Here is a 13,530-nt window from a genome sequence, read left to right on the forward strand (position 1 = left end):
CTATGTGGGGGCAACAGGCTGCGCCCACATAGCGGCTCGTAAGGACGCCGAAATTGTTCTTGCGCCGTTTTCGGCGCAAGGGCGATTTCGGCGTTCGCAGGAATTGGGAAGGGAGTGGTTCATGTGTGCTTATGAGCGTAAGAGATATGGATGTTCTGAGGCTTCTCTGCTGGTGTCAAAATGTGCGTCCCGATGATTTGAGCAGTATCTCTACAGAAACAGAGCGTGAAAACTTGATAACGCTGGGCTTGATCAAACGCCATCAACGAAGTGACACGCTGCTTCTCACAAACAGCGGTAGAGCCTTTTTGCAGGCAGCCTTAGAGGGTGATGTTCCAAATTTGACGCTCTCGTACCATGATGCGGCGATTGAGCGGCGTGTGCGGCTTTCCGCTCTGATGATGACTGCTTACCATGCGGGGATCAATGTATTCACAATAACAGCGAACAGTCTGGCGGAGCCTTCCACGCTGTTTATTACTGCGATTACAAGAAGCCGCGGACACAATCCATGGGGCAGCGCCCGCGTCGGGGCGATTGCACATCTGGGCAGCACTTACTACGCGGTACATTATATCTATTCTGGAATCGGCCGCATGGCGGTCAATGACGAACTGGCAGCGTTTCATAATCACACCAATTTCGGCAAAGACACGCAGCGTGCCTTTCTCTTCGCTGGAGCTTCCTACGCTGACATCATAGAGGAACTCAAGGCGCGTGATGAAAAGCGGGATGCCAAGTTGATCCGATATAGCGAAGCCTATCGGGGACTTCACTATCCCGTCCATCTGCTCTCCTGTGATGAAACAGGCGCGCGTCAGCTTCAAATTATGGCTGTTCCGGACTACCGCATGAAGCTTGCAAAGCTGATGCTGCGCTCTGCTTACCGCCCTCCGCCGGAGGATGCTCCCGCGTGGGACGCCATCTACCAGAACCGCCCCTTCGTCATTGGAGCGGATATGAACCTGCGGCGGATTGATGCCGCCATCGCAAGCGCAAAAAAGAGGGGATGCCTGCCGATTTCACTGGCCGCCTTGGATGCTCAGGGTGACGCGGTGCTGCTGCGGCGCTATAAAGATACCGGCTACGCCGTCATCTATAAGGTGACGGAGAGCGTTCTGACGGAGCTGTTCGGCCATCCTCCGTCGCTCTATCTTCCCCCTTGCACACAATATCTGACGAAGAAAGGAGCCGTGGTGGATGCCCCGCTTATCCAAGTTGATCGAAAAGATAGAGGATCGCCTCGCAAATAAATGGGGCTGCTGGTATGAACGAAATAAGGCCCGCGTGCCGCTGTATGCGGTGCTGGGCGGCATCGGCTGGTATCTCTACGGAATGTTCCTCAATTCCCTCAAGCTGGGAAAGGAATCCGTATTCAACACCACCGGTGAAGTGATCGAGAGCATTTGGGTATTCAACCCCTTCAAAAATCTCTTCGCTGTTTTTACGCCCTTTGGCCTTGGCGTTTCCACCTTCATTGCCCTTATGGTCTGCCTCATTACGAAAAAAGGCTACAGCTGGTTTTCAGGCTACAAATTTACCCGGGACGCCCGCGGCTTTGATATCCTGCCGGACGGCACTCACGGCACCTCCGGATTTGCGACAAAAAAGGAGCTTGCTGAGCATCTGGAGCTGGGCAGCGCCGAAGAAGTTACCGGAATGCTCCTTGGACGCATTAAGGCGCGGCCGGATGATCCGGAAAAATACGCCACCTACGTGGCGCACCGCATGAAGCCTGGGGAAAACAATAACATCCTCTGCATCGGCGCACCCGGCTCCTATAAGTCCAGAGGCTTTATCATTCCCTTCCTCATGGGCTGCGCGCAGCGAAGCAGCGGCGGACACCATGAATCCGTTGTCGTGACCGACCCCAAAGGCGAACTCTTTGAAAACCTTGCGCCGTATTTTCGGGAGCATGGCTTCTATGTCAAGGCGGTCAATTTCCTCGATATGGCGCACTCTGACGGTTGGAACTGCCTTGCGGGACTGGAAGCAAACCCTGACCTTGTAACCACCGTGGCCAACACCATCATTCAAAACACCTCCGGCCCCAAGGAGGCGGATGACTTCTGGAGCCGTGCGGAATTGAACCTCCTGATGGCACTTATCCACTATGTCTGCAATCTGAAGGATGCCCGCGGCAATCTTCTTCCGTTGGAGCAGCGCAGCCTCGGAGACGTCTATAAGATCCTCGCCTATAAAAGCGTCAACGAGATCAACCGCATCCTTGCGGAGCTGCCGCCGGAGCATCCCGCCAAAGGGCCCCACGGCCTCTTTCTGAAGGCAAGGGAAAACCTCTGGGGCAATATCATCATCGGCCTTGGCAACCGTCTCGCGGTCTTTCAGAATCCGCTGGTGGACAAGATCACCCGCAACCACGATGTAGACCTGCTTCTTCCCGGGCAAAAGCCCTGTGCGTACTTTGTCATCATCTCCGCACAAGATAGCGCCTATCGATTTTTAAGCTCCCTCTTTTTCTCCCTGACCTTCCCGCAACTATCCAATTACGCCCGTCTCCACGGAGGACGGCTTCCCGTTCTGACAAACTTCTGCTTGGAAGAATATCTCAACATCGGCTACATGGAGGGCATCTCTGATGTTTTCAACTCCATCCGCGGCTTCAATATGTCTGTGCAGGTGGCGGTGCAGTCCCTCTCCCAATGGCAGGAAAAGTATCCGGGGAAGGAATGGGAAAATCAGCTCGGCTCCTTTGACATGACCCTCTACATGGGCTGCAACGATATGACGAGCGCGGAATACTTTGCTAAAAAGTGCGGTAAGGTCACGATCTCCGTCACCAACAATCAGTTTCCCTTGGCACCGCTGTTTTCTCCCATCTACAGTACCACCCGCCCCTATTCCCAGACGCGAAGCAACACCCAGCGAGACCTCCTCCAGCCCGATGAATTCCTGCGGCTCAATAAGTTTCTCTGTATTGTGATGTTCAACCACTATAAGCCCGCCCAGCTCTATAAGATCATGCTGGAGGAACTGCCGGAATACAAAAAGCTGAAAAAATGCAGCGTCTTTGACTATGTGCCGGAATGGAAAAAGAGAGAAGAAGAGGGTGCAAAGCGTCGCACGGCAGGAAATCGCACATCGGCCGCTGCAAGGAACACATCGTCCGCTCCGCCCGCACCACAGCCGTCGCCTGCATCGGGGAAACGGCCGGATATGCAGCCCCAGACTTCTCCCACCGAAGAAGCCGCAGCCAGCGGAAGCTCCTGCGGAAATGACAACATGACTCCGGAGGAAATTGGTCTTGTGGAGATGACCTGCGAAGCTATTCTGGAAGGCGATGACCCGGAACTGGAAGAACTGGACGATCCCACTCGGATACCGCCGGGCCGCGGCATATAAAAAGAGACCGATTTCTCGGTCTCTCTTTAAAGAAAATATTCCATTGTCAGCGTACTGTTTGCCCGTACTCTCGCTTCATGGCGTCAATCGAAACGACCCATTGCTTGCCGAACTTGCAGACATCCACGCCGTTTACAAGCTTTCCGTAGGTGACTGCCTTTCGCAGAGTGCTCTCGTTAAGTCCCCACAGCTCAGTGGCGTCGCTGAACGCCATGAGACCGTCAAAGGGAGTATTTACCTGCACACCGTGTTCCCACAGCTCGTCACAGCTTAAATCCAGTTCATCGCTCCAGACAATGCCATAGCCGCCAACATCGACAGCAACGTCGGAAAATTCATCAGGATGATCTTTCAGATAGCTGAAAGCAGGAATCTTATCGAACAAAGGCTTTACATCATATAGCTTGGTAACGCCCTCGCTGAACTGAACACTCAATTTGAAGTCGGCAAGCGGAGATACGCTTTTTACCTTGTGAAACATAAGCTGCCTCCTTACTCCAACGGAGGAATTTTCTTAAACTCCTGCGTCTCCCAAATTTCCTGCAAAGTATCTTTGTGCAGTCCCAACCACTCTCGCACCATTGCAAGCGCCTTGGGCGGTAGTTCTCCTTCAATGACTTCTCCGGTCATAAAGTCGATTGCAGCAACATCCTCGTTGTAAATTGCATGGATATGCGGAGGATTGTGCTCGCTTTGCAGGAAATACATTCTGATAATAATTCCATAGAACCTTGATAAAACAGGCATCGCAAATCAAGCCTCCTTTCATAGCATCATCATTATATCACGATACCGTGATTTTAGTCAATAGAGTTCTAAAGAAATGTTTGAAAGTGACATTGAAATCCACAAAATGACGAAAAGCAGTCCGCGTCCCCAATCCAAGAAAGCTGTACTTGCTGTCGGCGTGCAGTAACGCGATTGGAAAACAGGCAGGTTGTTTGCCTATATCAAAAAAGAAAGAGGAGGTGCCCGTTATGAGGGCAGCGAAAATGAAGGAGCGTCCAACTTTCCAACTGATGTGCCAGACAGACGTGCAGAGTATTTATCATATGCAGATGCCGCGCTGGTTATTTTCTGATCCACGTTACTGCGAGATGAGCCTGGATGCCAAGGTGACCTACACCTTTCTCTTAAACCGCTTCCAGCTCTCGCGCAGGAACGGATGGGTCAACGAGCGCGGGGAGGTGTTTGTGATCTTTCCTCGCAAAGCGCTTGCCAAAGAGCTGCGCATCTGTGAGCAGCGGGTCACGGCGGCTTTTAAGAAGTTGGTGGAGCTCAAGCTGGTATGGGAAAAACGCTGCGGGCGAGGTGATGCCAATCAGATCTATCTTGCCCGTGTCACACCGATCGAAGATCCGGACTATTCCTGTGCGCCGTTTATCACAGAGGATGAATCGGAAGTACGCGGTTCAAGAACCTCGAATCTGGAGGGTCTTGCTGATGGGAAACCTTCAGCAGCATGCCAAGAACCGCAGAATCTGCTGTCCAAGAATCGTGAAGATTGCGCTTCAAGAACTGCAAAATCCGCGATTCCAGAACCGCAGAAATTGACGCCAAGTAAGAAAGAAAAAAGAAAGATTGATCAAAGTCATATGGAAGTCCGTCAGTCTGTCAGAGCCCCGGTGCAGGACGGACGGACCGACGGGGACGCAGAAGAAGAACTTTTGGATATTTTGGACGGCTGCGAGCTTGAATGCTTCGCACCGGAAACCGCTCTGGTGTTTGAAAACGCCATTGAGCGGCTTTTTTATGCCGACAGCTTCCGTATTGGCAATGCCACGCTTCCGCAAAGCCGCGTGCGGGCAAAGCTCAGACGGCTGGACGGCATGATCCTGCGGGAGGCAGAGAGTAAGCTCCGCGCCAATCAGGAGCGGAATGTAAAAAACAGCACGGCCTACACCATGGCGGTGCTGTTCAACTGCATTGCCGAAAGTGAGAGCGATCTTATGATCGACCCATATCTCAATACCATCTGCGCGGCCGTTTGAAGGGAGGGAAAACAATGCTGCTATCCAACCAGCAAAAGTATATCCTCGAAATACTCAAGGAGTTTAAGTACCTGCGTGTCCGCCAGCTCTATGCTCTGGTGCAGGCCCATTACCGTACACAGGGAATCAAAATTGACGAAAGGCGCATGGAGATCATGCTTCGCCAGATGCGCACAGGCACCAATTATGTCTGGCTGCGAGGTGATGTGGTTTCTTACGGAGACCGCAGGATAGACCCTCGGCTATTGGAAGCACTGGACGTTATGCTGGAACTGACGAAGGCGCAGCCCGGATTTTACTCGAAAGACGGACTGCATGAACCCTTTCTCCTGCGCTTTACCGGAAACGGAAAGGGGGTCGGATACCTTTTCAGCGTGGCATGGCTGGACGCCGCTACTCGCATTGCAGCCGTCCCCCGTATGAAGGGCGAGCGGATCATCTGGATCTCCGAGAGCGGATCCTTTGGAGAAATCAATCTGCCCCGGCACCACTTTTTTGCCGCCCGTCAGGAGAACGGCACCCATCGCTTTTTTGGCTCCAATGAGCCGGAAAAAATATAACACTTAGGAGGAACATTGTATGGCAAGGAAAAAAGTCACCCCGGAAGAAGAGATCGTAAATGCTGTCGGTGAAGAAACTGCCCTGGGGAGTGTCCCTGCGGGTAGCGTGCTGCCTGACGAGGCAGGCGCAGATACCGGCGACGTTCCCGCAGAGTTGCCAGAGGGGGATCTTTCTGCGGAGGAAACGGCAGAGCAGTCGGAAACGCTTTCTGCAATGGAGTCAGCCGAGGCGAAACCACTTGGACTTTCCACAGAGGAGAAAACTGCATCCCAAGGCGAAAGCGATACCGCAGAGGAGCGAGTGGAAGAAGCGGAACTGCACGAAGAGATGTCGGAATTTCCGGATGCAGAGGAGAATTTGATTTCAGATTTGCCCACTTCTGTTCCGCAGGTTTCTGAGACCGATGAAGCGGACTGGGGCTTTGGGGAACCGGTCCCGGAAGAAGCCGCAGCAGAAGCCGCGGAGGATGAATACCTGGCAGCAGGTAACTCTGAAATGCTTGATGCACCGGAGGAAAAGAGCGAACGCACGCTCTTCTACGAGCTGGACTTCAACGAACTGGATCGGGGGCTAAGTGAAGAGGAGCGGAAGGAATGGAACTCCATCTATGCCTCTTTCCGCGGCCGCAGCGCCATTACCGGAACGATCATCGGCGTGGATCTCTACGCACGATACCTTCCGCGCAGTGAGGCAAGAATGCTTGAAAACAGACGGGAGCTCTGTGCCGTTGTGGTGCCGTATCGCATCCCTATTCTGATCCGCGAGTCCGAAATGTGGGAGTTGGGAGAGGAGCGACCTGACTTCGTGCTGCGAAATATGGTGGGCGCCAGCATCGATGTGATCGTTACCAAGGTGGAGCGTACCGCTAACCGCGCACAGGCGTCCCGCCGTCAGGCAAGCCGCAGCCAGCGCCGCTTTTTCGCTGCCCGTGAGGATCTTCATACCGCCGGCTCCCGCATTACCTGCAGGATGCTGGCAGTCGGCCCACGCCGCTGCCTTGTGGACTGTTATGGCTACGACCTTGATATGACCCAAAGAGAGATCCGCTATGCGGCCATCCCGGATCTTCGCACGGAGTTCCACCCGGGCTCAGAGATCGACTGCATTGTAAAAGAGTATCATCCTCGCACCGGTGAACTGATCGTTTCCGCCAAGGAAACGGAGGTCAACCCCTTCTTTGGCGCGGAGGAGCGCCACCCCGTAGGCTCCCGCCGCTTTGCGATGATCTCCGGCAAATATGGCGGCGGCGTTTTCTGCAACCTCCCTGACGGCGTGACCTGTATGTGCAACTACTCCTATCAGCACGAGGATGCGGACTTCATGGTTGGCGAGCACGTCATGCTGATGGTGCAGCGCTACGATCATGAAAAGCTCCAGATGTACGGCAAGATCATGAGCAAGTGGTGAGAAGCAGCACATGGTTTAATATCATTCCGAAAAGAGGGCCTCTGCCGATCCAGTTGTGTGTCGGCAGAGGTCCTTTTTCGTTTAGCCCTGTAAGATTTTCAGATACTTATCCAGTCGTGCATTGACATACCCGGCAAAGAGGTTTTCCATTGCGGAAAGGTTGTGCTTTGCGTGGTATTCGTCAAAGGTACTATCGGAATAATATCGACGGTATCGGAATAACACTTTGCGGATTATCGGCACAATACAGCGTATATTTAACGGAATGATAGATTGTTCTTATCTTTTTGTTGAATTTTATTTGGGAGTCTTTTCTTAATATATAGATATGGATTTGATGCGATTACCTGCCTTATCTGTCCCTCACCACCGGCAGAGCTACCTGTGTAATGAACTTTGATGTACGGCAAGATCATGAGCAAGTGGTGGGAAACGCAAACAAGATACAGCAATATCGTTGCTGCATCTCGTTTGACTATGTTTGCAGAGATCATTTGAAAAGTGGTTCATATTTTTATATATCGCTGGTTTCGGCTGTTTGGCTTATCCGGGATTGTCATACGGATCAAATCCTTTTCGATTGCAGGGTGCAGGTAATTTCTGCGGAATCCCTCCTTGGATTTAAGTCCCAGCTTCTCCATCAAGGCAAGACTGGTGTACGGAAGGTCGTATTCCATAGCATCCAGCAGCCGCTTGACATATTCTGAAAGCTGTTCATTGTCTTCGCTGATCTGGACAGAAACATCATCCAGGATCTTATCGATCTGTGCGAGCATAAATTCGATAAAGGTGGTAGATGCACCTTCTACATGACATTTTGCAATGGCAGAATAGTAGTCTTCCTGAAATGCTTCGACCTGACTTTCAATCGGGATAAATTCAAAAAGGGGCTTCCACTTGGAAAGAATCGCCGTATGCCACAACCGAGCCATTCGGCCATTACCATCCGAAAACGGGTGAATAAAGACAAACTCATAATGGAATACGCTGCTGAGAATGAGCGGATGAACGCTGTTTTTTGATTCCTGCATCCATCGAAACAGATCCTCCACGAGCTGAGGGACGAACCGCGCCGGCGGAGCCATAAAAATACACTGATCCCCGTTGAAAACGCCTTCTTCTCCTTTGCGGAAGACGCCCGATTCCTCGACAGTATATTTTGTCATAATACCGTGCAGCCGCTTCAATTCCTGAATATTATAAGGATCAATTTTAGAAAGTTCCTCGTAGGCCGCGTATGCGTTTTTGACCTCCTGAATTTCTTTCTGTTCCCCTAACACCAACTTTCCGTTGATAACATCTCTGACCTGCCCGAGGGAGAGCGAATTTGCCTCGATCCGCAAAGAAGAATGAATAGATTTGATGCGATTGTTCTTCCGCAGGTGTGGTTTTGATTCCAAGTTAGCAACGGTTGTCATGCGTCCGACTTTTTCTGAAATCGAAGACACATAGGACAAAATCTCGTTTGTGATCGCATAGGGCGGCGTGTAATGATTCAAAAAATCACCTCCGTGTACTTGCGTACTATCTTGCGTATTATCTTGCTATATTATACACCGCAGGAAGGAAAAAGCAACAGCGCAGCATATAAAAGTCACTATTGTAGATGATTGTATATAGAAAAATGGAAAACACAAAAGTTTTTTTCGTGTACAAGATGAGATTGAAGCTATGGAAAAACTCCAACTATACAGTCTTTCCCCGTAATGCTACAATGAAGCTGTATTTCAGGGCGAAGTAAGTTAGGGCGGAGTAAGTTAGGAAAGAAAGAGTGGAAAGGAGGTAGTATGCCCTTTGCACAGCTCATGGCGGTTTTACCGCTTAGAGATGTGGCATACTCCTTGCGAGTACCGTCGAACCCAAACGACTTGAAATGTAATAAGGACGAGAATGAAACCGTAATTGCTCATAGGAGTGATTGCGGTCTTTTTTTGTTTCGTCAAAAGAAAGGAGTCAGGCAATGAATGTCCAATAGTAAGCTGATCGAACTGAGTTACTATGACCCATCCGCACAGGTGCGCTTGTCGGCCTATGCAGATACGCTGGTACTCGACCACGATCAAAACGGCAGCATCATCAGTGCCATCCGCTTCGGCGGCTATCCCGAAATGGTGCGGGCAATGGCAGATGCCATCTACGGCGGTGCGACGATAGAAGCCGCCCAAAACGACACGACCCGAATGCTCCAAAGCAGCCTCAAAAGTTATCAGCGGCAGATCACCCACGATGGGATCTACGCCGTGGCAACCCTGATGACTGCGGATACCGTGCAGAAGGATGCCCCGAAAGAGAAGTGCGGAGAAGACGAGGATACAAACCTCGTAGATACGGAGCAGATGGAGCTGCAGCCCCGCAGGTGCTACATCTTCTGTCCCACCGGGGATCAAAGACGGCTCTTTGAGGAACTGGATCGCAAAACGGCAGCGCCGCTGATCCCGGAATTTCAGGATTATGTGCTCAACAGTCTGCGCCAACGGGGAGATCTCCGGCAACTGGAGGTCATTTCCCTGAAAGAGCGGATAGATGCATGGGTGCTGGATCTGAAGCCGCAGGATCAGAATGTGGTGGAGGTGCTGGAGCAGGGCTTGCAGAGTGGAGCCATCCAGATCCCCGGCACCTTGCCGGGCAGCCCAGACGGATTTGAGAATGTGGAAAATGTCACAGGCTATCTCAATACCTTTGGTGTTACCGTAGCTGACCGTATCCGCAATCAGTTCATGCCCCTTTTTGATCCTGCCAAGGAACCGCTTTCCGATGAAGTGCTCGCTATCAACGACTGCATCATGAGCCGTGTAGGATATTCTCTCTACGATGCCCAGCTTGCGGTAGCAGAGGCTGTCAAACGGCAGCTTGCGCGTAAGCGTGTGGCGCTCATTATCGCAGAATGCGGTAGCGGCAAGACGAAGATCGGTTCGACTGCTCTTGGCGCTTTGCACGGGCTGTGGGCCGATCAGAAGCGGAAAGGCGGCAGGAAATCCTTTGGCATCGTCATGTGTCCCTCCCATGTCACACAAAAGTGGGTGCGGGAGATTGGAGAAACGCTCCCGGATACCTACGGCATGGTGGTGCGCACGATTCAGGATCTCGACCGTCTGTATGCAATGTATGAGGAGGGCGACAAAAGTGTATTTGCTGTTTTTTCCAAGGAGCAGGCGCGGGACGGCTATATGCGTTACCCCGCCGTGCGTTGGAACCGGCGCAGACGCGCGTTTCTCTGCCCGGACTGTGACGGTGTGATCGAAATGGAGATCAGCGAGGACGGCAGCCGCTATACGGTGCCGGCCGACCAGTTCTTTTTTCAGAAGGAGCACAAGAAAAATCACACCTGTCCCCATTGCGGTACGCCGCTATGGTCTGCGGTCAATCCGGACAAGCGGATCGACTGGGTGAAGATCGGAGAATACGGATGGGTCTACCGCTACGGCGCGCAGGCACATCTGCATCGTACCAAAAACGAGCGTGTTCTCGATCAGCTCACTGAGATCGCCCAAAATCCGGATGCATTCTACCCGATCCGCGGAGCGCACCGGCGGTTTCCCCTGAGTACCTACATCAAGAAAAAGCTGCACGGGCGCATCGACGGCTTCCTCTGCGATGAACTGCACGAGTACAACAACAATAGCGGGCAGGGCGATGCCATGGCAGAGCTGTACGGCGCGTCCAGGTGTTTTGTCGGAATGACGGCAACGCTTATCAACGGCTATTCCTCCGGCATTTTTCACCTGCTCTACCGTATCGTCCCCGGGCTGATGCTCAAGGATGGCAAACGCTACAAAAGCCCCGGTGATTTCGATGCGGAGTACGGCGTGGTGGAAAATACCTATGAGATACAGGATGCGGAGTACAATTCCAACCGGCGCACCAGTAAGCGCAGAACAAAGTCAAAGCAGCTGCCCGGCGTATCGCCGCTGGTATTTTCCCGTTTCCTGCTGGAATACACGGCATTTCTCTCCCTCTCCGACATGGGCAAAGACCTGCCGGACTACGAAGAGATCCCCGTACCGCTGGAGATGCCGGCGGATGTACGCACGGCCTATAAAGAGGCGGAACACGAATTGCAGAAAGTCCTGCGTACAGACCGGAAGGCGGCGCAGAAGATCCTGTCCACCTATCTCAATTTGCTGACGGTCTACCCGGACCAGCCCTACGATCAAGCGGAGGTAGTGCATCCCATAAACGGAATGCCCATTGTAACGCCAAAGAACTGCGGCGATTTTTCCCGTCTGCTTCCCAAGGAGGAACGGGTATTGGAGCTGGTGCGGCAGAAGGCGGCAAACGGAGAGCGCGTGCTCATCTATACCAGTTGGACGCGCACGGATTCACAGAAAAAGCTCCAGAAGCTTCTTTGCTCGGAAGGTTATCGGACAGAGATCCTGACGCCGCAGATCGCTACGGATAAGCGGGAGGACTGGGTCAACAAGCGTGTCAAGAACGGTTTGCAGGTGCTCATCACCAACCCGCGCTGCGTGGAAACCGGCCTTGACCTCAATGCCTTTACCACCATTATCTTCTACTCCATGGGCTATAACCTCTTTACGCTGCGGCAGGCATCCCGCCGGTCGTGGCGGATCAATCAGACCGCCCCCAGAGTGGAGGTATATATGCTCTACTACGCCGATACCATGCAGGCAAAGGCCATGAAGCTGATGGCATCCAAGTTGGCGGTAGCGGGCATCATCGAGGGGACATTTTCTGAAGAGGGCCTTGCGGCCATGAGTGATGTAAAGGACCTGACCTCACAGATGGCAAAGGAACTGGCGCTGGGGATCCGGGATAATGTGGAGGATATTGCGGCGGCCTTTCGGAAAATGGCGGTCATTAACCCGGAGCGGAAAAAGAACATCGCAGCTGCGCAGTTGAAAGAGACTGCGGCAGAAGAACAAAAAGCACCCGCAGCCAAGGATTCCTTCGGCGTGCGCACGGCGCAGGCACAAGTGCGTCAGGCACTTTATGAAGGACTGCTTGCCAGGACTGCGGAAGAACAGAAAAAACGGAAGTCGAAGAAGGCAGAGGTGGATGAAAACCAACTGTCGATCTTCGGCTTTGCTGCGTAAAGGAGGAGATTATTTGAATGTAACGATCAATCGGGCGGAAATGCTGAGCGCCATCAAGCGTGCATCGGCCGTCGCACCGGCGGATTCGCCGTTGGACGTGCTCCGGGGCGTTTTGCTGGAGGCGGATGCCGCCGCAGGAAAGCTCACCGTCACCTCGACTAATCTGGAAGCGGCACTGGAGGAAAAGCTCCCCTGTACCGTTCAGGAGAATGGGGCGCTGGTATTTGGTGCGAAGATGCTTGCAGAAATGCTCTCACGGCTGCCGCAGGATACCGTGCAGCTCTGCCGGGCAGAAAATCAGGGACGCATGACGCTCAGAAGCGGAGATGCCTGCTATGAAGTGGATGTGTGGGAGCGAGGCGCTTTTCCAAAGCCGGATATTCCTTTTCCGGAGGATACCGTCAAACTCAGCGGGATTCCCGCTATGGCGCAGCACACCGTATTTGCAACCGCACAGGATAACAGCAAGCCGCTTCTCAAGTGCGTCAATCTCATGTTTACCAGCACGGGACTGCGCGCGGCCGGCAGCAACGGAAACTGTATCGTGACGGCCAGAGGCGACAATCAGAGCACGGGTGATGTGAGCCTGCTCATTCCCGCCGCCTCGCTTGGAAAGCTCTCGAATATGTGCCAGGACAAGGATGAATTCCGCGTCGGCACCACGGGAAAGAGCATCGTCTTTTTCCGCGAGAACTTCCTTTTCAGCGCGCGGCTCATGGAGGGCGGCTACATCGATACGGATCAGTTGGTAGGCAGCATCCGGAATACGTTTACCGTGCTGACGGATATTCACGACATGAGAGCGGCGCTCTCGTCCGTCCTAAGCATTGGCACCGGAAACCGGGTGAAGCTGAGTTTTCAGGATCAGCGCCTTGTATTCCAATGTGCAGGCGATTGCGTCAGCGCATCGGCGCCCATTGAGGTAATTGCATTGACCGGCACCCCTGCGGGAGATTACTGGTTCAACGCAAAGCAGCTTGTCACCTGCCTGAAAGCCTTGAGCGGCACGGTCACGCTGGGGATCGCGCAGGGCGGAATGCTGACGCTTGCCACGCAGGACGCCTACTATCTGCAAAACGCCATGCGGCCGGAAACCCAGAAGAAAACTCAAAAAGCCGCGCAGCCGGCTGCTGCGAAAGCGGCGTAAGGAGGGATGC

The 13,530-nt window shown here is 52.9% G+C and carries 10 protein-coding genes; 7 read left to right on the top strand and 3 right to left on the bottom strand.

Annotated elements, in window-relative coordinates:
• Window positions 1–146: 146 nt before the first annotated feature.
• On the top strand, window positions 147–1,253 hold the full coding sequence (locus KQI82_RS05415) for a Clp protease/crotonase-like domain-containing protein (protein ID WP_216631853.1): 1,107 nt from the start codon (window positions 147–149) through the stop codon (window positions 1,251–1,253).
• Complete coding sequence (locus tag KQI82_RS05420; RefSeq protein ID WP_216631854.1) at window positions 1,201–3,360, top strand: VirD4-like conjugal transfer protein, CD1115 family; 2,160 nt, start codon at window positions 1,201–1,203, stop codon at window positions 3,358–3,360. Before KQI82_RS05415 ends, KQI82_RS05420 begins: the two co-directional genes overlap by 53 nt.
• A gap of 46 nt (window positions 3,361–3,406) precedes the next feature.
• Here the strand turns inward: KQI82_RS05420 and KQI82_RS05425 are convergent, their stop codons facing one another.
• Window positions 3,407–3,841 (bottom strand): DUF2442 domain-containing protein, encoded by a 435-nt coding sequence (locus KQI82_RS05425; protein ID WP_216631855.1) that lies wholly within the window; start codon window positions 3,839–3,841, stop codon window positions 3,407–3,409.
• A gap of 11 nt (window positions 3,842–3,852) precedes the next feature.
• Window positions 3,853–4,107: a DUF4160 domain-containing protein gene (locus KQI82_RS05430; protein ID WP_216631856.1), complete on the bottom strand. Its 255-nt coding sequence runs from the start codon at window positions 4,105–4,107 to the stop codon at window positions 3,853–3,855.
• A 230-nt stretch (window positions 4,108–4,337) separates the two neighbouring features.
• Here KQI82_RS05430 and KQI82_RS05435 point away from each other — a divergent pair, with 230 nt between their 5' ends.
• The 3 genes from KQI82_RS05435 to KQI82_RS05445 are packed head-to-tail and all read left to right on the top strand — an operon-like array spanning window position 4,338 to window position 7,319.
• On the top strand, window positions 4,338–5,351 hold the full coding sequence (locus KQI82_RS05435; protein ID WP_216522153.1) for a replication initiator protein A: 1,014 nt from the start codon (window positions 4,338–4,340) through the stop codon (window positions 5,349–5,351).
• Between the two features lie 14 nt (window positions 5,352–5,365).
• Window positions 5,366–5,911 carry a DUF5697 family protein gene (locus KQI82_RS05440; RefSeq protein ID WP_216631857.1) on the top strand — a complete coding sequence of 182 codons (546 nt, stop codon included), beginning with the start codon at window positions 5,366–5,368 and terminating at the stop codon, window positions 5,909–5,911.
• Between the two features lie 19 nt (window positions 5,912–5,930).
• Window positions 5,931–7,319: a hypothetical protein gene (locus KQI82_RS05445; protein ID WP_216631858.1), complete on the top strand. Its 1,389-nt coding sequence runs from the start codon at window positions 5,931–5,933 to the stop codon at window positions 7,317–7,319.
• 506 nt (window positions 7,320–7,825) lie between these two features.
• On the opposite strand, the gene KQI82_RS05450 is transcribed toward KQI82_RS05445, so the two are convergent.
• Window positions 7,826–8,818 (bottom strand): Fic family protein, encoded by a 993-nt coding sequence (locus KQI82_RS05450; protein WP_216631859.1) that lies wholly within the window; start codon window positions 8,816–8,818, stop codon window positions 7,826–7,828.
• Window positions 8,819–9,283: 465 nt separating this feature from the next.
• On the opposite strand from KQI82_RS05450, the gene KQI82_RS05455 reads away from it, so the two are divergent.
• Together KQI82_RS05455 and KQI82_RS05460 are read left to right on the top strand one after the other, a co-directional pair.
• Window positions 9,284–12,373, top strand: a complete 3,090-nt coding sequence (locus KQI82_RS05455) for a DEAD/DEAH box helicase (protein ID WP_216631860.1) — start codon at window positions 9,284–9,286, stop codon at window positions 12,371–12,373.
• 13 nt (window positions 12,374–12,386) lie between these two features.
• A complete protein-coding gene (locus tag KQI82_RS05460) occupies window positions 12,387–13,520 on the top strand; it encodes a DNA polymerase III subunit beta (RefSeq protein WP_216631861.1) in 1,134 nt (377 codons plus the stop codon).
• The last annotated feature ends 10 nt before the right edge of the window (window positions 13,521–13,530 follow it).

The organism is Dysosmobacter acutus (assembly GCF_018919205.1).
GTDB lineage: Bacteria > Bacillota > Clostridia > Oscillospirales > Oscillospiraceae > Oscillibacter > Oscillibacter acutus.

Bases quoted from the DNA above. Each gene is read 5' to 3' on its own strand.
- KQI82_RS05415 (WP_216631853.1), top strand. From the start codon at position 147: ATGGATGTTCTGAGGCTTCTCTGCTGGTGTCAAAATGTGCGTCCCGAT.
- KQI82_RS05425 (WP_216631855.1), bottom strand. From the start codon at position 3,841: ATGTTTCACAAGGTAAAAAGCGTATCTCCGCTTGCCGACTTCAAATTG.
- KQI82_RS05455 (WP_216631860.1), top strand. From the start codon at position 9,284: ATGTCCAATAGTAAGCTGATCGAACTGAGTTACTATGACCCATCCGCA.
- KQI82_RS05445 (WP_216631858.1), top strand. From the start codon at position 5,931: ATGGCAAGGAAAAAAGTCACCCCGGAAGAAGAGATCGTAAATGCTGTC.
- KQI82_RS05435 (WP_216522153.1), top strand. From the start codon at position 4,338: ATGAGGGCAGCGAAAATGAAGGAGCGTCCAACTTTCCAACTGATGTGC.
- KQI82_RS05420 (WP_216631854.1), top strand. From the start codon at position 1,201: ATGCCCCGCTTATCCAAGTTGATCGAAAAGATAGAGGATCGCCTCGCA.
- KQI82_RS05440 (WP_216631857.1), top strand. From the start codon at position 5,366: ATGCTGCTATCCAACCAGCAAAAGTATATCCTCGAAATACTCAAGGAG.
- KQI82_RS05430 (WP_216631856.1), bottom strand. From the start codon at position 4,107: ATGCCTGTTTTATCAAGGTTCTATGGAATTATTATCAGAATGTATTTC.